A 23,904-nucleotide genomic window follows, 5' to 3' on the forward strand; every position below is an offset into this window, starting at 1 on the left:
TACACCCCATAATAAACGGCCGCCAATATACCTTAAAGATTAAGCACACGTCAATCATCTGCTTTAATAGATGGAATAAATTTATCTAACTATCCTTTTGAAAGTTAATGAATAAGGTTATTCAGCAATAAGAAACGATTTAAGAAGATGTTAGTCACGTTAACTAAACAATTAAATTAATAATTTAAGTCTATTTGCATAATCTCATCTTTTAATTGCTCAGCATAACGCGTAACCATTTCCTTATCTTCACCTTCAACCATAACGCGTAATAGAGGTTCCGTGCCGGAAGGACGTAACAATACTCTGCCTGTTTGATCTAGCTCTTTTGTTAAGTTATCTACTAAATCAGTGACTTGTTTATTTTTAACTAATGTAATTGCGTTTGGTGTTTTAATATTTAATAAAACCTGCGGAAATAGCTCAACTCCATGCGCTAACTCTTCTAAGGTCTTTCCATGCATGATCATACAAGCTAAGACTTGTAAGGCAGCAATAATACCATCACCCGTGGTTGTTTTGTCTAAACAAACGATATGCCCTGATGTTTCACCACCAATTTGCCAATTCATTGCTTTAAGCGATTCAAGCACATAGCGATCACCTACTTTTGCTCTTTTAAAAGGGATATCTAAAGCAGCCAGCGCCTTTTCAAGCCCATAATTACTCATTAACGTACCAACAATACCGCCTTGCAATATTTGACGCTGCTGTCTGTCTTTGGCAAGAATATAAAGTATTTGATCGCCATCAACTACATTACCGGCAGCATCGACTAAAATAACTCTATCGCCGTCCCCATCTAGTGCAACACCTAAATCAGCGCCGTACCGTAAAACGTGTTGCCTAAGATTTTCAGGAGATGTTGAACCACATTGCTTATTAATATTAAAGCCGTCAGGCTCATCAAAAATAGCAATTACTTCTGCGCCTAATTCGTTAAACACATTAGGTGCAATATGATAAGTAGCGCCATTAGCGCAATCAACCACCAATTTAATGCCTGTTAGGCGGGTTAAAGAGGAGATAGATGATTTGCAAAACTCTATATACCGCCCAGGAGCATCACTAATCCGTTTTGCTTTACCTAAATTTCCAGAAGAAACAATTTTTAGCGGTTTTTCTATTTCATCTTCAATGGCTTGCTCAATATGATCAGGTAATTTGCTACCATCAGAAGAAAAAAACTTAATACCATTGTCTTCAAAAAGATTATGTGAGGCACTGATAACAATACCAGCACTAGCACGTAATGTTTGCGTTAAATAAGCCACAGCCGGCGTAGGCATAGGGCCTAATAAGTTAACATCTACGCCCGCAGCGGATAGGCCTGCTTCTAGTGCTGACTCTAGCATGTATCCTGAAATCCGGGTATCTTTTCCAATGATAACTTTATTTCGATATCCATCAGCAAGTATACGGCCTACCGCCCAACCTAGCTTTAAGACAAATTCAGGATTAATAGTTGATATCCCTACTTGCCCACGAATACCGTCAGTACCAAAATATTTACGTTGGCTCATTCCATAACTACCTTTTTAAAATTATTATTAACTTGCATAATCGCTTTTAGCATAAGTAATGCTTGCTTTGTTTCCTCTACATCGTGGGTTCTGATTATATCGACCCCTTTTAAACTGGCAACTATATTTATTGCAATGCCGCCAATCATTCGCTCATTTACCTCTTTATTTAAGATAGCCCCGATTGTACTTTTTCTTGAGACCCCTAACATTAAGGGTAATTGATGTTGCTTAAACTGCCCTAAATTATTAACAATTTGTAAATTATGCTCAATAGATTTGCCAAAACCAAAACCCGGATCAAGGATAATATGTTCTTTTTTTATTCCTACTTTTAAGCAGCGGGCAATTTGACTTTGAAAAAATTCATTAATTTCTCTAGTTATATCATCATAGCTAATTGGCGCCACTTGCATTGTTTCTGGAATACCTTTCATATGCATCAGGCATACAGGTGTTTGTAACTTAGCAGCAACATGAAGCGCTGCCTCATCTCGTAAGCCACTAATATCATTAATGATATCAGCGCCTGCGTCTATTGCAGCTTCCATAACTGCTGCTTTTGTTGTATCTATGGAGATACAACAATCTGTTTCTTGGCGTAACTGCTCAATTAAAGGGATAACTCTGGCTATCTCCTCATCACTGCTTATAGGCTTTGCGCCGGGCCTAGAGGATTCTCCCCCAATATCAAGAATATCAGCTCCTGCAACAATTAATTGGCGAGCATAAGCTAAGGCCTGCTCACAATTAAGATAACATCCACCATCTGAGAAAGAATCAGGCGTAACATTAATAATTCCCATGATTAAGGGCGAGTGATATAGCACCGATTTTGAATTGATTTGTTGACACCAATTTTTAAACTGTTGACTATTCATGCCCAACCTTATATGTGCGCCTGCGGTATTAGAGTCTGTTGACATTCGGGTTATTCTCTCTATGCCCCGCTCATAAAGCGCGGAGTATAGAGAGCGTTTGGGGTTAATTGTCAAAATACATATTTAATAAAAAATGGTTTAACTAATAGAGCGATAAAATCTGCTCCATTTGCGCAGACAAAGCCTTTTGAGAAAATACTTAATGTTCCTCAGCAGGCCTATCTACAGGTTTACCATTGATTACTTTAGTAGTAGGTTTAGAGTTATTATCTGAATCTAACGATTTAAGGGATTCCCAATCATCTGGAGGAGATGGTGGTTTACCTGACATAATTTCATTGATTTGCTTAGTATCAATTGTCTCATATTTAATTAGTGCTTCTGCCATTAAGTGTAAGATATCCATTTTAGCCACCAAAATATCTTTAGCACGTTGATAATTTCTAGTAATAATTTCATTTACTTCCTCATCAATGAGCTGAGCAGTCTTATCCGAAATTTCTTTATTATGGCTGACGCTGCGACCAAGGAATACTTCGCCTTCCTCTTCGCCAAAGGTCAACGGGCCTAAACCTGATAAGCCCCAGCTTGTTACCATCTTACGCGCAATTTCTGTAGAGCGCATAATATCGTTTGACGCGCCTGTGGTCACATTTTCAGCGCCAAAAATCAACTCCTCAGCAATACGACCACCAAATAGACTTGATAACTGACTTTCTAAACGACGCTTACTATGGCTATAACGATCTTGCTCAGGCAAAAACATAGTCACCCCAAGTGCGCGCCCTCGAGGAATAATAGTCACTTTATATACCGGGTCATGCTCTGGAACAGATAAACCTACAATAGCATGGCCTGCTTCATGATAGGCTGTTAATTTTTTCTCATTTTCATCCATAACCATAGAACGACGCTCAGCGCCCATCATGATTTTATCTTTAGCTTTATCAAGTTCAACTAGGCTAACCTTTCGCTTGTTAGCACGCGCTGCAAATAGGGCAGCTTCATTAACTAAGTTTGCTAAATCTGCTCCTGAGAAACCAGGCGTACCCCGTGCAATAGGCAGTACTTCAACTTGTTTATCAACAGGAACTTTACTTAAATGAACTTTAAGGATCTGCTCTCGGCCGCGAATGTCTGGCAAAGGGACCACTACTTGTCTATCAAAACGTCCTGGGCGCAATAAAGCAGGATCAAGGACATCCGGTCTATTCGTAGCAGCCACTACAATGACGCCGTCATTACCTTCAAAACCATCCATTTCGACTAGCAATTGATTAAGCGTTTGCTCCCGCTCATCATGCCCACCACCAAGGCCGGCACCACGATGTCGCCCTACAGCATCTATTTCATCGATAAAAATAATACAAGGCGCTTGTTTTTTTGCCTGCTCAAACATATCACGCACACGCGAAGCGCCCACGCCAACAAACATTTCCACAAAGTCTGAGCCTGAGATAGTAAAGAAGGGTACTTTCGCTTCACCAGCAACCGCTTTAGCTAATAATGTTTTACCTGTACCTGGAGGCCCTACTAACAATACCCCTCGCGGAATTCTACCGCCTAGGTTTTGGAATTTACTTGGATCGCGTAAGAAATCAACCAGCTCTTTCACTTCCTCTTTTGCTTCATCAACACCCGCCACATCAGCAAACGTTACTTTAACTTGATCTTCACCTAATAATCGTGCTCGTGAACGACCAAATGACATAGCGCCGCGGCCACCGCCACCTTGCATTTGCCGCATAAAGAATATCCAAACGCCGATGAGCAACAGCATTGGGAACCAATTAATAAATAAATGCAGTAAGAAACTTTCTTGGGGTTTTTCCTGCCCGCTCACTTCTACTTTATTTTGCAGTAACTGACCTAGCAAGGCTGTATCCTGCATTGGCATGTAGGTAACAAAGCGCTGATTATTCTTTGTTGTTCCTCTGATAACTTTATTATCTTCAATAGTTACAGAGTTAATCATGCCCTGATCAATTTCTGTTAAAAACTGGCTATAAGGAATTTTTTCTGTAGTACCATGCCGAGGTCCAAAATTACTAAATACAGACACCAGCACGATAGCTATAACAAGCCATAGAAATAAATTTTTTACCATGTCGTTCAAAGCATTAACCTCGATATGTGCGAATTTATACGCTAAGCAATAAAGTTACTATAAATTATAGCCCTTCGCCAGCATATAGGTTTCATGCGAGCGTGAGCGAGATGCCATAGGTTTACGAATTACCACCTTATCAAATCTCTGCCGTGCTAATTTAATAAGGTTATCAAACCCAACACCATGAAAAATCTTTATCAGCATAGCACCTCCTGTTTTAAGCATTGTATCGCCAAAATCGAAAGCTAACTCAGCTAAATACATTGCTTTCGGAATATCAACTATTCTCGATCCACTCATATTTGGGGCCATATCTGATAAAAGCAAGTCTAATCCTCTCTTTGGTATCAAATTTATTAACTGCTGTAGTACATCTTCTTCTCGAAAATCACCTTGTATAAAGTTGACACCTGGTAATTCATCCATTGGCAATAAATCTAAAGCAACAATTGTTCCATTTCCTCTTACTTTTTGCACAACAAATTGAGCCCAGCCGCCAGGCGCGGCTCCTAGATCCACAATTGTCATCCCTGGCTTAATAAGATGCTCTTTTTCATCAATTTCTTTTAACTTGTAAACCGCGCGGCTACGATAACCCTCTGCCTGCGCTTTTTTGACAAAAACATCATCAAAATGTTCCTTTAACCAACGATTACTACTTTTAGAACGAGGCATACCATGTAATAAATATAAACTTATTAATATAATACTCAAATTTACTATCGTTTCCCAGCAAAACGTGCAATAATTTAACATTTAAATGAGATTTTGCTGTGGATAGCACATTTAAACAAGCACTCAAAGCGAGAGCACATCACTTAAAGCCTGTTGTCTTATTAGGCGCTAAAGGCTTAACACCGGCCATTACTGAAGAAACAAACGTTGCCTTAAATGCGCATGAATTAATTAAAGTTAAAATTAATGGCGCAGAAAAAGAAGACCGGCAAAAAATGGCTGCTGACCTTTGCCAGCAAGTAGGCGCTGAGCTTATTCAAATGATTGGTAATACCGTCGTTCTCTATCGCGAAAAAGCTGATTAACCAGCTTTTTCAACCGCGCCACTATTTATCCTAAATTAACTAATTTATTTTCTCTCTTAAATCCTACAAAACCCTCTTTTAATCTAGCCTTACCTATAATTTATATATCTTTACTATTTTTAATATTTTTCTCTTGCAAATGATAATCATTATCATTTATATTGAATATCACTAATTAAGAATGATTATCATTTACTAATTATTTCTATGCGGAGAAGACTATGGCCTTAGCCTACAATCAATTCGAGGAATTAAGTCATCAATTGCGCTTTCTTCTTTTTGAAATTGGCATTGGCTTGCCGTCACATGCAGTCAATAACGTCATCGATAAGGCTCATCAAGATTGTCTGGTACGATTACAACAGGCTGCTTTAAGAGAAAAGTTAATTGAAAAACCCCTTTATAGTTATCATATATCTGATTTTATAGACCAACTCCAATTACGATTAAAAATACTTAAATCAGAGAGCCGATTTTATCGTTGGGATTTACTGCGACAAGAATTAAATGAATCCATTGCTAATGAAGCAATGGCTTTAATTTATCGGCAGCGCTGGCAGAAAGAATTAGCCATGCAATTACAAGGTACCTCTTCTTTCTGGGCCTGGCTTAAACAACAAGATTCAAAAAGCACCCTTCCCTTTCTTGAGCAATGGAGCTGTGTAGGGCATCCTTATCATCCTAATTTTCGGGCTAAGATGGGGCTAAGCCGACGAGAAGTTTTGCAGTATTCACCTGAATTTAATGCCCAAGTGAGTTTACACTGGTGTGCATTACATCAAGAAAAAATACAGGTTAACTCTATTAATCAAACTTATTTAGAATTAATGTCTTGTCTCTTTCCTGCAGAGTATGTGACTTGGCAACATAAGTTACAACTTCAGCAGCTAAATCCTAACGATTTTTACCCTATTCCTGTACATCCTTGGCAATGGCGTAATCAGCTACAGATTCCTTTAGCATCATTGATTGACAGAAAACAATTAATTTTAATTCCACATCATCAACTAACTCAGCCTTCAATGTCCTTAAGGACCATGATACCGATTACGCAACATTTAAATCATTTAAAACTTGCGATGGCAGTACATACCACCTCAGCGACTCGAACAGTTTCACCGGCTTCAGCTCAAAATGGACCTGCTATATCTGCATGGCTCACCCAAATACTAAAGACCCATCAGCATTATAACGACACGCTTTTCTTAGCGCGTGACTTAGCTGGAGCGCATTTACAGGAACCTACGTTAGCATCAGGTTTACATAAACAATTAGCCTTTATTTTACGAGAAAGCCCACTTCAATATGTGCAAGATAACCAGCAACTTATTCCTTTGGCTGGATTATTTGTTAATTCGCCTCTGTCTAATGAACCGCTTTTATTAGACATTATTAGAGCCAGTGGTATTAACCCAGAGCAATACTTTAAGCATTATTGCCACTGTGTCATTAAGGGACAATTACACCTACTCCTTCACTATGGTGTAGCTCTAGAGGCACATCAACAAAATACGCTTATTGTTTTTGAAAATAACCTACCAAAATCGCTTATTATTCGTGATTTGGGTGGGATTTATCTTTGTAATCATGCCGATTTTCAAGATAAAGCACGGCCAAGTTTACACCCTGAATCAACCATCATTACCTCTAATTTGGCAGACACTTGCAATAAATTTATTCATGGAAATTTACAGAGTAATTTAGCTTATTGGATTAATAGCTTAAGTCAATTTAAGGATCTTACACCCGCTAGCCTTTGGCACATTGTGTTTAATACTATTCAAGCAGAATTAAGCAACCTTGCGCCTGCAATTAAACCTTCTGTTTTAGATTGGTATCAACAGCATCTATTGCAAAAGCCTTGGCAACATAAAAGTTTGCTCCTAATGCGACTTGTGCCTAGCAAAAAGCATAATCATTTGACTTTAACTGCTAATCCTTTGAGCTCATTTGATGTCTAAATCATTACAAAGAACGCTTTTATTTAGTCAGTTTCTGATGCTTCTTGCTTTAGAAATGAGCAACCCTTTTTTACCTTTATTTATTGCTAGTCATGGGTTTTCTGGCCATACAGCTATATTGTACAGCGCCTTAGCATTTATCCTACCTATGATTACTAATATTATCATGGCCCCATTATGGGGAATGGCAGCTGACCGCTTTGGCTATAAACCAATGCTGATGCGGGCTGCTTGGACATTAGTTCTTACCCAAGGATTAATGATGATGGCTAATGATATTACCGCTGTTTTAATCATTAGGGTTATTCAGGGTGGGTTTGCTGGATTTATTGCGGCCATGCAAATGTATGTATTATCAATGGATTTAAATGACAATAAGGCAGAGCAATTAGCAAGCTTGCAATTTAGTAAAGCACTAGCTACAAGTACGGCAGGCATAACAGGCGGGGCTTTATTAGGTTGCCTTAACTTTGCCGGTTTATTTTTTATTGCTATGGCGTTATGCTTAATTGCTACATTAATTTTGCAAAAAAAATTACCTGCTACTAAGAAGCCAGCGACTCAAAGCAAGAAAAAGCCTTTAACTGCCAATTCCTTTTTTCACCTAAGCGGCCTAGGTTTATTAATTATATTAACTCAATGTATAAAATTTTTGCCTGAGCCAATTTTTGTACTTTCTGTTAATAGTTTTATGACTGATAATGCTATCTTAATTGGATTACTTTATTCAATGCCAGCTATCGGGCTCTTTCTAAGCTCTAATTATTGTGGTAAACAATTCGACAGGTGCCGTAAAGAGCCCGCTCAAATTAAATCTTATTTATTCTTTTATAGCTTTCTAGGCTGTTTAATGATGCTTGGCCATGCCTTTTTTACAACACATTTTATAGTGCTAGCAAGCATTCGTTTGCTTTGGGGCATTGTTCTAGCAGCATTATTGCCTGCTTTATTTTGCTTAATAAGTGATCGCTATCATCATCAAGGCCTAGCGATAGGGTGGGCTAATGCGTTTGCTAAGATTGGTAATCTTATAGGCATTATCCTTGGAGGATGGTTAGGAAGTTATCTTTCTATACAGAGTTTATTTTGCTGTCTTGCCTGCATTTATGCGGTAATCGCTTTAATATGCCTATGCGGTAATTTTTTTACTGGAAAAAATAGCGAGAATTTAAGAAAAACCTTAAAACCGAGGCAAGCATGTGCTTAATAAGGAATTTTAGATAAACTGCATGATTGATATTAAAAAATATATTTTAATGAAGAAATCGCAGTTTTCGTAAGCCCTAATTTGTCTTTCTGCGCAGGCGGAGATCCATGCTCAGCATTAGCATTATGCCAGTGTTAGGCATGGATTCCCGTCTACACGGGAATGACAGTATTTGTTGAGCAACTAATAGTTAGAATTAAATAGAATTAGCTTAAATAAAACCAGCTTGTCATCTCCGCGCAGGCGGAGATCCATGCTCAACATTAGCATTATGCCGATGTTAGGTATGGATTCCCGTCTACACAGGAATGACAGTATTTAATGGTTATTGAGTAAATAATAATTATCTTTAAATAAATTAATTATGAATAAACGTTCTTATGTCATTATCCTGTTAGCTTGGACATTAGGTAATTTTAGTATTAACTTAATTACGCCTGCTTTGCCTAAATTAGCAGCTGATTTTCATGTTAGTGCACGCATAGCTCAACTTACTATTAGTATTTTTTTGTTAGGTAAAGCACTAAGTATCATTCCCTGGGGTAATATTTCTGAATACATAGGAAGAAAGCCTGTTTTTATCTTAGGCTTGTTGATTTATTCTCTAGCCAATCTATTTACAGCGCTAAGTAGTACAATTTATTTATTCTTAATGGGGCGCTTTTTACAAGGAATAGGTGTAGGGGCCACCGTGCTTATCGGTAGAGCAATGATTAATGATAGCCAAAACGAGCAGCAGGCAACAAAACAATTTGCTTTTTTCTTTTCATTAAGCGGCCTATTTATTTGTTTTCTACCTTTACTTGGTAGTTTTATTAATACTTATTATAATTGGACTGTTGCTTTTTTCGCCATGGCGGGCTATAGCTTCCTATTATTTCTTTGTTGCCATGGTATTACTGAAACTAAACCTAAGGCACACTATCAAAGTAATTTGTTAGACAGCATGTTACTTGTTTTTAAAAATAGACTTTTCGTAAGTTACCTTTTAATTTCTTCACTAATGATGGCGGGAGAATCAGCATTTAACACCAGTGCGCCCTTTATTTTAATTAAAAATGCTCATTACAGTATTACCGCGTTTGGCCACATAAAAACGCTCATGTCTATTTTATACGTGGTAGGCACCTTAATTTGCGGCGTCATGGTAAAATATTGGCGTAGTGATTTTCTTGTCAGTATAGGTATTCGCTTTTTTATAACGACTGCCTGCCTGATGTGGATTCTTTATTATTTTAACGCCACTGTCGAACTGGCTTTTATTTTTCCAATGATGGTTTATTATTTTGGTACAGGCTTCATAGTTGCCTCAGCGACAGCGGCCTCAGTTCGTCCCTTTCCTAAGCAAATGGCTATTGCCTTAGCTTTCTCACTCTTCTGCCAATTTAATATCTCTGCTTTATTTAGTTTGTTAAGCAGTTTATTGGCAATTGAACACATAAAGCCGTTTATGATTTTACTGTCAAGCATCAGCTTTTTAACTTTATTAGTTTGGCATTATCGGCCTATACAATTACAAACTGCTACAAGTACTTAGTTCAATAAGGTGACAGCTTCGATAGTATTGTATACACTTAAATGATTTCTACCGAGTATTGCTTAATACATACGCTAGATAAAGCATTCAAGCTCGCCTTACGCAATTTAAAATACATAATAACTATCGTTATTATATGAGGTGAAATGTTAAATAAATGTACCCAGAAACATGATGCTAAAATATATACCTAATGCACTTACCATTTTTCGCCTACTATTAATAGTACCCTTTTTAACGTTTCTCTATACTCACGATTACGCCATTGCCTTTTATTTATATATAATTGCTGGTGTTACTGATAATTTAGATGGTTGGCTAGCTAGGCATTATAATTGGCAAAGCCTTTTAGGCTCATTTATGGATCCTTTAGCGGATAAACTGTTAATTGCCAGCAGTTTTATTTCACTCGCTTTAATTGGCTCGTTGCCTTGGTGGCTAGTTCTTTTAGTCTTTTTTCGAGATTTAACTATTTCTTTTGGTGTGATAGCGTGGTATTTGTTTATGCCCAAAAAAATTTATTTTCAACCGACTATTCTAAGTAAATTTAATACAATGTTACAACTGATGGTAGTTACGCTGTGTTTGTTTGAATTAGCCTTTCTTAAATTTATACCCACCTATATTTTTGATGGCTTAATTATTTTAACTGCAGTCACCACGGCGATAACTTACTTTGATTACGTTTGGACATGGGGCAGAAAAGCATACTCAATATGCAAATAAACTCTCAATTAGCGCTTGCTATTCAATTAAATCACCAAGCAACCCTCAATAATTTTTGCTGGGATAATAACTTATTTTTACAACAGCAAATCAATTATCTTCTACAAGATAATGGCGAGCGCTTCCTTTATCTATGGGGTGAGAGTGGTTGTGGAAAATCACACCTTCTACAAGCGTGTTGTCATGCCATTAAGCATGATTCGGTTTACCTTCCTTTAAATTTATTAAAAGAGTGGGGGCCAAATAGCATTGAAGGCATGGAAGAACAAAATTTAATTGCGCTTGATGATATCGATGCGGTAATCGCTGATAGAGCCTGGGAGGAAGCTATTTTTCATCTATATAATCGCATCCGTGAAAATGGTAAAACCATTCTCATTGCTGGAAGACAAACACCGACAGCCCTAGGTATTCAATTACCTGATCTACGCTCTCGTCTTGGTTGGGGCTTAGTTATTCAAATTCATGAATTAACTGACGAGTTAAAAATAACAGCGTTAAAACAACATGCCCAACAACGAGGAATCCATTTATCTGATAGCGTTGCCCTTTTCTTGATAAACCGCTGTACCCGTAATATGCATTCTCTTTATAAAATATTGGATCAACTTGATGAAGCATCCCTTGCTGCTCAGCGAAAAATTACTGTTCCTTTTGTTAAATCAGTATTAGAGCTTTAGCTATTATTTAAATGTTAGATACTAACTGCAATATCATCACTAGCTGGCACTTTTTGACTTATCTTTAAACTTTGAGATTTACATCCAGTGGCTGATAAATTATTTAAATTAAAGAATCCGTAACGCTCAACGCCTGATCGGCCACCTTGCACTTGCTCATCCTGTTGCGTACCTTGCAGGTTAAATTCATGGGTATCTTGTTTTTTAACAGTTAAATCTTCATAAGAGTCTGGGCTGAAATGAAATATTTCAGGGGAATCCAAAGGACTTTCTAGCGCAGTGATATAAGAATCATCATCAGACAAGCTAGATGTATTTGTAGCATTTGGCAAAGATTCTCTATCTGTACGCTGGTCAAGTTGAGCTTGCAACTCCTGGCATTGAGTCCTCAGTTCAGTAAGCTCTTGTTGGATTTTCTGTTTTTCTACCAACTCTCCTCGCCTAGCTAAAAGCATTTGTTCAATACTGTTTAATTTTTCATTCTCTTTTTTAATTGCCTCATCATCGCAAAGCTCATCAATTTTTTCTTTATCTAAACCAAACCATTTACCAACTAAGTTCTCAACGCCCGGGCGCTCTACAAACCAATAAACGCTGAAAGCCATAATACCCACAAACACGCTAGCAGCGATAATAGGCCAAAAAGTAGGAACAACAGAGGCACCTATTAAACCTGCTATGGCTAAAGCCACTGTTTGCCCTGCAAAAAAGCCACCACTAAAAAAGATAGAGCCGGTAATGCCCGCTGCAATTACTTTAGCCGCTTTAAGAAATAGGTTATTTTGCGAAGCTTTAAGTTTTTGCCGCTCACCATTTAAATCTTGATACATTTTTTGTAATAGTTGCAGCAGACTGATTTCTTCATCAAGTTCAGCAAGATTTGTTTTCTGCAGCACATCATTTCGTAGGGTTTTAGTAATTGATTTTATGTACTCAGTTTTTTGAAGATAAGCGTCAACTAATTTAGGGGCACTTTTATAATTGACACCAAGGTTTTTTGAAACTTCTAATAAATCAAAGGCATAGAAAACTGCTACCGAAATTAAAGAAAAAGCGACACCAATGGCAAAGGTCGCTATAGCAGGCAAAGACGTCGCACCTAATATAGCAGTAACACCATCAAACCCCTCACAACCAAAGAAAATAGTACCCGCAATAGCTAATAAAATAAATTTTGCTTTTGCAGTCCACGGCGTCTTTTTCTTCGAGTCGTCATCTTTCTTCGCGCCCAATTCCTTATCTAGATCTTTAAGAATTGCAACATAGAGAGATTCTAATAAAAATCGCTGCTTTGCGTCTACTTGACGCTCTCTAGCAAGCCATTCTAACAAGTCACTGCTTGCTACTTTGCCATCTTTAATTGTAGGAAAATCACCTAAATTTAATTGCTCTAAATAGTTTTGAGTAACTTTACTTAGCTCAATTGCGCCTTTCATAAAACACCTCTAAACTCAGAGCTAATCTAGCCCATGATTTGTCATATATGGGCTTATGTTAATGTTCTTTCCTTAACTAAACATTAAGAATAAAGTTAAATTTTGTACTCTTTAAGTAAAGAATGTGTTAATTTAATTTAAAATTAGCCTTATTTTTTAAGGCAATAGGATAGTACTGCTGCCGAGGTATGGATATATAATACCTAGCAGAAATAAGTACTTTCTTTTGCAGGTTTGTTAACTTATTGACTTCAAATGGCAGTAGATAACGTTAAGACAGGCGCTTCATGCATATATTGATTTAACTTCGATGCTACCAGCCACATAATGCCACCAATTACCAAGGTGATTACACCAATATACGCAAATGCATCTGTATAAATTAACAATGACTCTATGCCTGGCTTAACATTTTCTGGTAAAGCGGTCATGGAAGCGACCGTTGCCCCTAAAAAACCGGCTATAGAAGATGTTAAAAACCACATGCCCATCACAAAGCCAACAATATGCGCAGGAACAAGTTCAGCAACCATAGCAACCCCTAAAGCTGATACCAATAACTCGCCTGTACTTTGTAAGAGATAGCTACCAACTAGCCACCAAGATGAAACGATACCAGAACCATCGTGTAAAAAGCGTGCAAAAAATAATAAGCTAAAACTTAATCCACAACAGATCATACCAGCAGCAAATTTATGCGGGATAGGAAAAGCAAAACCACGCTGATTGAGTTTATTGTACAGCAAAGCCAAAAGAGGACTCATTACAATAATCCAAATTGGGTTTAAGGCTTGAAAGCTTTGCGGGTCTAGAGTAATTCCTAGTAATGTGGGTGTGACATTATTAACAGCAAAGAGGGTTAATGAAGTCGGCATCTGCTGATAAAGCGTAAAAAAGACAATGGCCTCGAGCATTAACACAAATGCAACTAACATGCGCATACAGGACTGTTTGCCTTCACGATACATATAAAAGAAATAAACAGCAGTAACAAATGCCGTCACTAGCCAAACAAGTTGTTTAGCAAGCATTACATGCTGCAATAGATAGGCAGATGCATAAGTTACCAATAAAATTCCGCCGATTATTAAAGCCCACTGCCAAATACGAATAGTTGCTAAATCAGCTGGCGTATTAATATCTTTAACATGTTGCCGTTGGAAAATATAATTCACTATCCCTAAAATTAAGCCGATAAAACTTAGAAAATAAGCATAAGAATAACCATAATGACTAGCAACGGCAGGTCCTATAAACAAAGCAAACGTTGAGCCTAAGTTAATAGCCATGTAATACAGGGTAAATGCACTATGTAAGCGCGGATCATTCTCTTCGTAACATTTTGATAATAAACTCGAAGGGTTTGCTTTGAATAAACCATTACCTACACAAACAAGACCTAACGCTAAAAATACCTGCTGAGAATTGGCAAAAGCTAGCGCTAAGTAGCCTAAAGACAGAACAATTAAGCCTAAAACAATCGTACGTTTGGTACCTAAGACCTTATCACCTAAGTAACCACCAAAAGCAATCATGCCATAAACTAAAGCAGAAAAAGCACCGAAGGTGTAATAGGCTTGCGTATCATTAAATCCTAAGGTACGAATAAAATATAAAGTAAAAATACCTTGGACCGTATAAAAACCAAACCGCTCCCAAACTTCTAGCATAAAAATCATACTAAAAGCGCGTGGTTGATCAGAAAACAATCGTCGCATATCTACTCTTTGCTAGTCCTTATCAAATTAACCTATATTACTTTAAAGTAGATTGCAACTAACGTAAATTCGACGCAAATATTATACGAACGTTTATAGCGTTAAAAGAATATTAATTAGGTGCGTTTAGGATGTATTATCTCCCCGTCTCCGTCCCTCTCTTCATCTTCAATAAGAGGCGCTGGCTCTTTCTTCGGTGCCTCTCTTTTACGATAAAGAGAAGGAATATCTGTGGACGTACTTAACTCATCCTCTGCAGACAACTGATTATGGATTTTGTGCTGTTCAGTTTGTTCTGGTGTAACGCCAAGCGCTAACTCCATCAACATTTCTGAATCATCTAATGTAGGTGGTAAGTGATCTAAACGCGGCGCCTTTGTCTCATTAAGTTTTTCCTCTAGTTTGTCTTCATTTTCTGCATAATCAGTTACAGCTTCAGCCTGCTCTTTATTATCTGTTTGTGTAGAGACTTTAAGGCCCGACTGTTTAGATAAAAAAGAGCCTATAAAACGGCCTAATAAATAGGTTCCCCCTGCTGCTGCGCAAGCGATAGAAATAGCAAGGCCTACAGGTGGAAAAAAGATAGCTACAACAAGCCCGCTAAATAGACCTGCGGCGAGAAAGCTAGCAACGAGCTTATCTAAAATGGCAATGTTGTCGCGCTTAGCCAATTTATACTCATACAGCCCTTTCTTATCATATAGCGCTTGTATAGACTGATAGCGACTATCATAAGATTGTTTTAATGCTTCAATCGCTTTAAGTAATTTTACCTTTTCATCATCCTCTGTGGCATGCTTTAAATCTTCTCTCAGCTGATGCGCCTGGCTTCGTAATTGATTTAAATCTTCCATTTCTTCATCTATTTGCTTTGTTATATTTTTTAATTCTTTTTTAATTTGGTAACGCTGATATAAAAGACGTCCCAATGTAAAGAGGGAACTACCTAAAACAACGCCAGATGCTGCTAATATCATAAACGGCGCTATAGGAGGTAGGGCAATCGCAAGAGCAGTTAAAGCTAATAACGTGGTCGCATAAACCCATTGCCCGGTTTTTGACAAAGTAAACGGAACTTTTTGACCAAGCAGAGCAGCTGTTAAAAAAATGGCTGGAATCCGAATAAAGTTAACAATAGCTAAACCTAGCCTAATCCAATGAAATGAAGCCTCGGCTGTATGAGCAGCGCGCGATATATTTTCTTTAAGCTGGATTAACAGACTTATATTTTCTCCTGATTCATCAAATTTACCTACAAACTCTGCTAATCCTGGTATAAGTTTAAACATTTCCAGGAATTTTGATTTTTTAGTTAAAGGCGTAGGTGTAAATGTAACAGGCTTAGCAATACGACTTAATTCCACAACGGCTTTTAAATAGTCAACATCCGGCTCTAAAGCTTTATTACTAGACATAACAATATAACACCTTGAATGATTCTATAAAGAATTAGCTGTCAGCTATGGTTAGAGAAAGCTGATACCTATATACCTCCTCATTGAAAAGACAGGTATATACTCAATCAGTATAGCTTAGAAATATATAAGTTTTCTGAGTTAGCTTTTCAATTAACTGCAAAAAATTGGTTTAAAATTTAATAAGCAAGATTAGAAGATTTCGTACTTGCCACTAATAGGGAAGCGAGCTATATTGTGATTTTAATAAAAAAATTTTTTAATGACTAAAAAAGCACTTTACTTAGCAGGTGGTGGTGCTCGTGGTGCTTATCAAGCTGGTGTTCTTAAAGCCATTAGTACTATTCTCAATGTTAAGAAAATCCCTTTTAATATGGTAAGTGGTGTTAGTGTAGGATGCCTAAATGCAGCTATCCTTGCAGAAAATGCACTTGATTTTCCAGCAGCCACCGAAAAGCTTGAAATGATCTGGAATAATATTTATTGCCAGCAAATTTTTCATGCCAGTAATTATAAAGTGAGCAAGTCGGTGCTACGCAGCTTAAGCCCACTTCTTATAAGACGCAGCCAATCTGGACATTTGTTGGATACTTCTCCTTTACGGGAATTTATTTCTAATACCATTAATTTCAACCAACTCAATGAGAATATTGTAAATAATCATTTAGAAACCATGGAAGTCATTAGCCATTGTTACGAAACACAGCAAACTATTTCATTTTATCAATATCATGATCCTGCCTTCCAAGGTTGGGATTACCCCCGTCATGCCAGTTATCGTACTGATTTACAGATGGAACATATTTTAGCTTCTAGCGCATTGCCTTTATTTTTTCCAGCAGCAAAAATTGAAAGTTCTCATTATGGCGATGGTAGTATGGGATTGGTATCACCTTTACGTGGCGCTATCCGTTTTCAAGTGGATAAAATTTTAATTTTAGGTACTCGCCAATTACCAACTTCTCTTTTTTATGAAGGGACACAAAACGGCAATATTGGATTTGCACGTATTTTAGGAGGGATGTTAAATAGTTTATTTATGGATAACCTAGACAGGGACATTGAAATGGTTAATCGCATGAATGAAATTGCAAGACTATTATCTCTCTGGAAAAAACGTCGTTCTCCGTGGCGGCCTGTCCAAACCATGCATCTCAGGCCAAGCCAAGCGTTTGCACCGATAGCACAAGCACATTACAACAACATGCCTGCTGTCTTACGTTTTATGCTTAATCTTTTAGGAGCTAAAAGTCATTCGGGTGATCTGCTTAGCTTTTTATTGTTTGAAAAAGAATTTACTCGTGAGCTATTTAAATTAGGCTATGAAGATACCCTATTAGCCCGCGACGCAGTCCTTGAATTTTTTGAATAAAAATATGCCCTAAATTAGCGTTGTAAAGCAGTTAACACAGTGTTTGTATCAGGCTTAAACCCATGCCAAATTAGAAATGCCTCTGCTGCTTGCTCTACTAGCATGCCTAAACCATCATCAGCCACACAGCCATGTGCTCTAGCAAAAGCAACAAAAGGGGTTTGCTTGTGCAAATTATAAGCTAGATCATAACAATAGGGTTGGTTTTGTAAAATTTTTGCTGATATCAGCTTATTTTGACTTGCTGTTAAGCTTGCTGAAGTAGCGTTAATAATTAAATCAAATCTAGCTTTAAGCGTGTCTTGGTCAGCAATTTCAATTGCAGGAAAATCATTTTTTAAGATGAATAGCTTTTCTTTAGTGCGGTTTATTAGGGTTAACTTAGTAATACCAGACGCTAATAAAGGCTCAATAATGCCACGCGCAGCACCACCTGCTCCCAATAGCAATACCCTTTTATCTATTAAACTTAAATGATGACTTAAATCTCGTATAAGGCCCGTGCCATCCGTGTTATCAGCGCACAGCTTCTCCTCATTTTTTAACCATAAGGTGTTCGCTGATTTTGCCTTTAAGCAACGCGGCGTTACGTCATCAGCCATAGCAAACGCTCGTTCTTTAAACGGCAATGTTACATTTAAGCCCTTGCCACCCTCTTTAAAAAAGCCTATGACTTGGGTTTCAAAATCCGTATCATGACCTTGAATTTTTTCATATATTAATTTATTACCTGCCTCTTTAGCAAAATACTGGTGAATTAAGGGAGATAAGCTATGTGCAACAGGATTGCCTATAACGGCACAGCGACTAACCATAGTATAAACATCTATTTAAATGGGTTAATTTTATTACTTATTACCACGTTTACCTGGGCTAATTCAAATACCTCCACCGCAATTAATATTTATTTAAAATTAGCGCCAACCAGTAAAATTCAAAAATATAATACTCAATTTGAGCAATTATTAATTTATAAAAAAAGCTTAGCAAATTATCAATTAACGCCTAGTTCTGCAAAACATCCCTTACATATTACTCTCTATTTAACTCAATACCCTGGTAAAAATAAACAACTTATCATTAAACGAATTAAGAAACTAGCTAAAAACTATCACCCATTTTCTATAGCCGCACAGGGTTTAACAACCACGCCAAGCCGCTATGTCATGCTTACTGTGCAGCCGCAAAAATACTTACAACAGCTCAGTAATGCAGTTGTTCTCGCGGTAAATGATTTACGTGACCGTGCAGCAAACATTCCAGCTTGGGCAGCGCACAATCCACAAAAATTAAAGAGCTTTCAAACTTATGGCAGCCCTAATGTGTTTGCTGACTATACGCCTCATATTACTTTCCTTGCACCTCATGTCACTTACTCAGCCCAAGAAGAGCAATCTATTTATCAACACTTACAGCATCTTGTAAACGAATTTAATCAGCGCTACCCAGCTCTGGTAAAAGCCCGGGTAAGCGCGATTGGTATTGGTCTTGCAGATAACCAAGGACAAATTACTAAAGAATTAGCATCCTTTTTACTTTACTAGGCTTGTAAGCTTTTTGAAACTATTTCACGCAAATCACGCGATAAAGGATGAGTCTCTAAACGCTTTAATTGCCCATGCATTAACGCCTGACGGCTGCTATCGTAACGGCGCCAACGCGTAAAGGGTGTTGCTAAGCGAGCTGTGACTTGCGGATTAATTGCATCAAGTTTAATTAACATATCTGTTAGAAATTCATAACCACTGCCATCTAAGGCGTGAAAATGTTTTGGATTAGCCTGCACAAAAGCACCTATGACTGCTCTGACTTTATTTGGATTTTTAAAAGAAAAGGCCGGATGACTTAATAACCCTTTTACTTCCTGTAATGTATCTGGTAATTCACTCGTTGCTTGAATTGCAAACCATTTATCTAAAACTAATTCATCATTAGCCCATTGCTTATAAAACTCATTGACTGCTTTTTGCCGTATGCCATCAATAGCGCAATTATTCAATAAGGTAAAACTCGCTATTTGATCAGACATGGTTTTAGCTTGTATAAATTGCTGCTCGCAATAGGTTATTGCCTCTTGCTCATTCGCTTTCATCATTAGCCATAAACAAGTATTACGCAATTTTCTTTGCCCATACGCTTGAGCATTCATAGCATGTTCTTCTTGAACCCAAAGTGCTTGATACACGGTATAAGCTTGATTGTAGAGAGCACGGCCTAGGGTCTGGCGATAAAAATCACGCGCAGATTCAATAAGGCCGACATCGACAATATCTACTGCCGCAACAACTTCTTCAAAATCCGGTGGCATTAATAACTCAGCGCGCAAAGCCATGTCTAATGTTTCATCTTGTAGCACATAAGTAAAAGCTGCTATTAATTCATTTGATAATTGCCATTCTGCCCTTGGTTTTTTACAAAAATCAGACAAGCAAGACAGCGCTAAACATTGCGCTGCATTCCACTTAGCATAACCATCTGTTTCAAAGCGCAGTAAAGCCAATAGGTCATGTTGACTAAGTTCACTTTGCAACTTAATAGGCGCTGAAAACTCGCGCAGTAGCGAAATAACCGGCTGATTAGTTATGCCTGAAAAGGTAAACGTTTGCTGGCGTTCGCGCAGTTCTATTAAATCATGCTCTAGCGCAAAAGGTTGCCCATTTTCTTTATTAAATAAAGCAAGACGAATGGGAATATGAAAGGGCTGTTTATCAAGACATTCTGCTGTGGGTGGACAGCTTTGAGTTAATGTTAATGTTAATGTGTCCGCTTCATAAGAACTTGTTACATCAACGGTAGGCGTGCCTGCTTGGCTATACCAGCGTTTAAATTGAGTAAAATCGACCTGGTTAGCATCTTCCATAGCCGCCACAAAATCATCAATCGTTACAGCTTGGCCATCATGGCGCTCAAAATAAAGATCCATGCCGCGGCGAAATCCTTCTTTACCCAGCAAGGTATGCTGCATGCGGATTACTTCCGCTCCTTTATTGTAAACAGTAGAGGTGTAGAAATTATTTATTTCCTGGTAAGAATCTGGCCTCACAGGATGCGCCATAGCGCCTGCGTCTTCAGGAAATTGGGTTGTACGTAACACTTTTACATCTAAAATACGATTTACATCGCGTGAATTCATGTCACGAGAAAATTCCTGATCACGAAAAACAGTTAAACCTTCCTTAAGGCTTAATTGGAACCAATCGCGACAAGTGACACGATTACCTGTCCAATTATGAAAATACTCATGCCCAACAACACCTTCAACATCAGCAAAGTCTTGATCAGTGGCTGTATCTGGTCTTGCTAAAATATATTTAGAATTAAAAATATTTAAGCCTTTATTCTCCATAGCGCCCATATTAAAGTCGCTGACTGCGACAATCATAAAGATTGATAAATCATACTCGCGGCCATAAACTTCTTCATCCCAACGCATGCAGCGCTGCAAAGATGCCATTGCATGGGCGCATTTATCTTCATTCCCCGGTTCAACATAAATTCGTAAATCAACTTTTTTACCTGAACACGTAGTAAATTCATCCTTTACACAGGCTAAATTTCCAGCAACCAACGCAAATAAATAAGCAGGCTTTTTAAATGGATCTTGCCAGACGACCCAATGTCGCCCGTTTTCCGCATCCCCTGCATCAATTAAATTACCATTGGAGAGCAAGGTAGGGTATTTTTCTTTATCCGCTGCAATGCGCGTAGTAAAAATAGAAAGCACATCAGGCCTATCAAGATAAAAGGTTATCCGGCGAAAACCTTCTGCTTCACATTGCGTGCAAAATAATTGATTTGAACGATAAAGCCCTGAAAGCTCAGAATTATTTTGTGGATAGATACGGGTGACAATTGTTAAAGTAAATTGCTCAGGGCAATTATCAAGTAGCAAATCACCGTCTTTGAGTTCATACTTATCTTGAGGTAGAAGCTCATTATTTAAGGTGATACTTATTAATTCTAACTCGTCCCCACATAAATGTAATAAGCCTGGGTGGGCTCGTTTAAGCGTCATTTTATTTTCGACTAATGCATAATCGTCATAAAGCTCAAAATTAAGGTAAATGTTTTCTACGATAAAATTTGGGGGCGTATAGTCCTTCAAAAAAATGGTTGTGTCTGGCATGATGAATACTCCGGTTACCGAAAAGCTAGAAAAGGCGCCTAAAATGGATTAACTCTTAGTAATTTTTAAACTTTTTGCTTAATTAGTTCTATACTAACTTTATAAATAGTTTACCAATTTTACCAGTGAATTAATAAAAGAATGAGTGTTTTTCCTCCCGGGAAACGCAATAGAGGATAGCCAAAATGAATACGCATGATTTTCTAACCAGCTACACCAAGCGCTTCGTCGATAATAAGGAAGAGGAGCTCAGTTTAAGCGAATACCTTGAGCTGTGCCGTCAGGATCCTTCGGCTTACGCTAATCCTGCAGAGCGACTATTAATGGCCATTGGGGAACCAGAAGTCATTGATACGCGCCATGATCCGGTTTTATCACGTATTTTTTCTAACAAAATAATACATCGATACCCGGTGTTTAAAGAATTTTTTGGTATGGAAGAACCCATTGAGCAAATTGTTGGCTTTTTAAAACATGCAGCACAAGGCTTAGAAGAAACGAAACAAGTGCTCTATTTGCTTGGCCCTGTTGGCGGCGGTAAGTCTTCTTTAGCTGAAAAATTAAAAGATTTAATGCAAAAAGTACCTTTCTACGCGATTAAGGGCTCGCCTGTTTTCGACTCACCCTTATCCTTATTTAATCCAGAAGAGGATGCTGATCTGCTTGAAGAACGATTTGGCATTCCAAGACGCTATCTTCGTTATGTGATGTCGCCCTGGGCTGTAAAGCGCTTGCATGAATATAATGGTGATATTAGTCAGTTTAAAGTCATTAAAGTGAAGCCTTCGCGCTTAAAACAGATTGCTATCGCTAAAACTGAGCCAGGTGATGATAATAATCAAGATATTTCAGCCTTGGTTGGTAAGGTCGATATTCGTAAGCTAGAAGAATTTTCCCAAGATGATCCTGATGCTTATAGTTATTCTGGTGGCTTATGTCGTGCTAATCGTGGCTTACTTGAATTTGTGGAAATGTTTAAAGCCCCAATTAAAGTACTGCATCCGCTATTAACAGCCACACAAGAAGGCAATTACAATGCAACAGAAGGCTTATCTGCCATTCCTTTTGAAGGCATTATTCTTGCTCACTCCAATGAGTCTGAATGGCAAGCGTTCCGTAATAATAAAAATAATGAAGCATTCATTGATCGAATCAACATTGTAAAAGTACCCTATTGCTTGCGTATTTCTGAAGAAATAAAGATATATGAGAAATTACTTGACAATAGCTCATTAATCAGTGCTCATTGTGCCCCAGGCACACTAGATATGCTGGCACAATTTTCAGTGTTAACCCGCTTAAAAGAACCACAAAATTCAAGCATCTATTCAAAAATGCGCGTTTATAATGGTGAAAGTTTAAAAGACACTGATCCAAAAGCAAAATCTTATCAAGAATACCGAGATTTTGCCGGCGTTGACGAAGGCATGAGCGGTATTTCCACACGCTTTGCCTTTAAAATCCTATCCAAAGTATTTAACTTTGATCACAGTGAAGTAGCGGCCAATCCTGTGCATTTACTTTATGTGCTTGAGCGACAAATTGAACAAGAGCAATTTCCGCAAGAATTACATGAAAAATACTTAACCTTTATTAAAGAGTATTTGTCACCTAAATATGTGGAATTTATTGGTAAAGAAATTCAAACAGCCTATTTAGAATCGTATTCTGAATACGGTCAGAATATTTTTGATAGGTATATTACTTATGCTGACTTCTGGATTCAAGATCAAGATTATCGTGATCCTGACACAGGAGAAATTTTTGATCGCAGTGCCCTAAATTCTGAATTAGAAAAAATTGAAAAACCAGCTGGTATTTCTAATCCAAAAGACTTTCGTAATGAAGTGGTAAATTTCGTGCTTCGTGCTCGTGCTAATTATCATGGCAAAAACCCCATGTGGAATAGTTATGAAAAGCTAAAAACAGTCATTGAGAAGAAGATGTTTACTAATACGGAAGATCTATTGCCAGTTATCTCTTTTAATGCCAAAGCGTCAGAAGATGATAAGAAAAAACATGAAGAATTTATTGCGCGTATGGTAGAGAAAGATTATACCCGTAAGCAAGTAAGATTGCTTTGTGAATGGTATTTGCGGGTACGTAAATCACAATAATGAGACATCATGATATTCCTTCACTAGAAGGAATAAGTGAGGAGAAATACTAAGT

Annotated in this window: 18 protein-coding genes; 9 read left to right on the forward strand and 9 right to left on the reverse strand. The window is 37.8% G+C overall.

Going from position 1 to position 23,904, the window contains the following annotated elements; translation table 11 throughout:
• Positions 1–176: 176 nt before the first annotated feature.
• The 4 genes from glmM to rlmE all read right to left on the reverse strand — a co-directional run bounded on the left by glmM (position 177) and on the right by rlmE (position 5,189).
• The gene (glmM, locus tag DYE47_RS13265; protein ID WP_115303817.1) at positions 177–1,523 is read right to left on the reverse strand and encodes a phosphoglucosamine mutase; all 1,347 of its coding nucleotides are present in this window, start codon (positions 1,521–1,523) and stop codon (positions 177–179) included.
• The gene (folP, locus tag DYE47_RS13270) at positions 1,520–2,404 is read right to left on the reverse strand and encodes a dihydropteroate synthase (RefSeq protein ID WP_115303818.1); all 885 of its coding nucleotides are present in this window, start codon (positions 2,402–2,404) and stop codon (positions 1,520–1,522) included. Before folP ends, glmM begins: the two co-directional genes overlap by 4 nt.
• A gap of 199 nt (positions 2,405–2,603) precedes the next feature.
• Complete coding sequence (gene ftsH / locus DYE47_RS13275; RefSeq protein ID WP_165482061.1) at positions 2,604–4,511, reverse strand: ATP-dependent zinc metalloprotease FtsH; 1,908 nt, start codon at positions 4,509–4,511, stop codon at positions 2,604–2,606.
• A 57-nt stretch (positions 4,512–4,568) separates the two neighbouring features.
• Complete coding sequence (gene rlmE, locus DYE47_RS13280; RefSeq protein WP_115304096.1) at positions 4,569–5,189, reverse strand: 23S rRNA (uridine(2552)-2'-O)-methyltransferase RlmE; 621 nt, start codon at positions 5,187–5,189, stop codon at positions 4,569–4,571.
• Between the two features lie 98 nt (positions 5,190–5,287).
• On the opposite strand from rlmE, the gene yhbY reads away from it, so the two are divergent.
• The 6 genes from yhbY to hda all read left to right on the forward strand — a co-directional run bounded on the left by yhbY (position 5,288) and on the right by hda (position 11,665).
• Positions 5,288–5,554, forward strand: a complete 267-nt coding sequence (yhbY, locus tag DYE47_RS13285) for a ribosome assembly RNA-binding protein YhbY (protein ID WP_115303820.1) — start codon at positions 5,288–5,290, stop codon at positions 5,552–5,554.
• A 221-nt stretch (positions 5,555–5,775) separates the two neighbouring features.
• Positions 5,776–7,515 carry an IucA/IucC family protein gene (locus tag DYE47_RS13290; protein ID WP_115303821.1) on the forward strand — a complete coding sequence of 580 codons (1,740 nt, stop codon included), beginning with the start codon at positions 5,776–5,778 and terminating at the stop codon, positions 7,513–7,515.
• Positions 7,508–8,722 carry an MFS transporter gene (locus tag DYE47_RS13295; RefSeq protein ID WP_115303822.1) on the forward strand — a complete coding sequence of 405 codons (1,215 nt, stop codon included), beginning with the start codon at positions 7,508–7,510 and terminating at the stop codon, positions 8,720–8,722. Before DYE47_RS13290 ends, DYE47_RS13295 begins: the two co-directional genes overlap by 8 nt.
• Positions 8,723–9,086: 364 nt before the next feature.
• On the forward strand, positions 9,087–10,259 hold the full coding sequence (locus DYE47_RS13300; RefSeq protein WP_115303823.1) for an MFS transporter: 1,173 nt from the start codon (positions 9,087–9,089) through the stop codon (positions 10,257–10,259).
• Positions 10,260–10,430: 171 nt separating this feature from the next.
• Positions 10,431–10,985: a CDP-alcohol phosphatidyltransferase family protein gene (locus tag DYE47_RS13305; protein ID WP_115303824.1), complete on the forward strand. Its 555-nt coding sequence runs from the start codon at positions 10,431–10,433 to the stop codon at positions 10,983–10,985.
• Positions 10,982–11,665: a DnaA regulatory inactivator Hda gene (gene hda / locus DYE47_RS13310; protein WP_165482062.1), complete on the forward strand. Its 684-nt coding sequence runs from the start codon at positions 10,982–10,984 to the stop codon at positions 11,663–11,665. The genes DYE47_RS13305 and hda overlap by 4 nt, the downstream gene beginning before the upstream one ends.
• Before the next feature lie 14 nt (positions 11,666–11,679).
• On the opposite strand, the gene DYE47_RS13315 is transcribed toward hda, so the two are convergent.
• From DYE47_RS13315 to DYE47_RS13325, 3 genes are all read right to left on the reverse strand, one after another.
• Positions 11,680–13,101, reverse strand: a complete 1,422-nt coding sequence (locus tag DYE47_RS13315) for a hypothetical protein (protein ID WP_115303826.1) — start codon at positions 13,099–13,101, stop codon at positions 11,680–11,682.
• Positions 13,102–13,352: 251 nt separating this feature from the next.
• Positions 13,353–14,819, reverse strand: coding sequence for an oligopeptide:H+ symporter (locus DYE47_RS13320; protein ID WP_115303827.1), 1,467 nt, complete (start codon positions 14,817–14,819; stop codon positions 13,353–13,355).
• A gap of 116 nt (positions 14,820–14,935) precedes the next feature.
• A complete protein-coding gene (locus tag DYE47_RS13325; RefSeq protein WP_115303828.1) occupies positions 14,936–16,234 on the reverse strand; it encodes a hypothetical protein in 1,299 nt (432 codons plus the stop codon).
• 262 nt (positions 16,235–16,496) lie between these two features.
• Here DYE47_RS13325 and DYE47_RS13330 point away from each other — a divergent pair, with 262 nt between their 5' ends.
• Positions 16,497–17,606 (forward strand): patatin-like phospholipase family protein, encoded by a 1,110-nt coding sequence (locus tag DYE47_RS13330; protein ID WP_115303829.1) that lies wholly within the window; start codon positions 16,497–16,499, stop codon positions 17,604–17,606.
• Between the two features lie 14 nt (positions 17,607–17,620).
• On the opposite strand, the gene aroE is transcribed toward DYE47_RS13330, so the two are convergent.
• Positions 17,621–18,421, reverse strand: a complete 801-nt coding sequence (gene aroE / locus DYE47_RS13335; RefSeq protein ID WP_115303830.1) for a shikimate dehydrogenase — start codon at positions 18,419–18,421, stop codon at positions 17,621–17,623.
• Here aroE and DYE47_RS13340 point away from each other — a divergent pair.
• Positions 18,380–19,150, forward strand: coding sequence for a 2'-5' RNA ligase family protein (locus tag DYE47_RS13340; protein ID WP_115303831.1), 771 nt, complete (start codon positions 18,380–18,382; stop codon positions 19,148–19,150). The genes aroE and DYE47_RS13340 overlap by 42 nt on opposite strands.
• Here the strand turns inward: DYE47_RS13340 and pepN are convergent.
• A complete protein-coding gene (pepN, locus tag DYE47_RS13345; protein WP_115303832.1) occupies positions 19,147–21,732 on the reverse strand; it encodes an aminopeptidase N in 2,586 nt (861 codons plus the stop codon). The genes DYE47_RS13340 and pepN overlap by 4 nt on opposite strands.
• A gap of 185 nt (positions 21,733–21,917) precedes the next feature.
• Between pepN and DYE47_RS13350 the strand changes: the two genes are divergently transcribed.
• Entirely contained in the window at positions 21,918–23,849 is a 1,932-nt protein-coding gene (locus DYE47_RS13350; protein WP_115303833.1) for a PrkA family serine protein kinase, read from the forward strand.
• Positions 23,850–23,904 lie beyond the last annotated feature (55 nt).

Source organism: Legionella beliardensis (assembly GCF_900452395.1).
GTDB classification, from domain to species: domain Bacteria; phylum Pseudomonadota; class Gammaproteobacteria; order Legionellales; family Legionellaceae; genus Legionella_C; species Legionella_C beliardensis.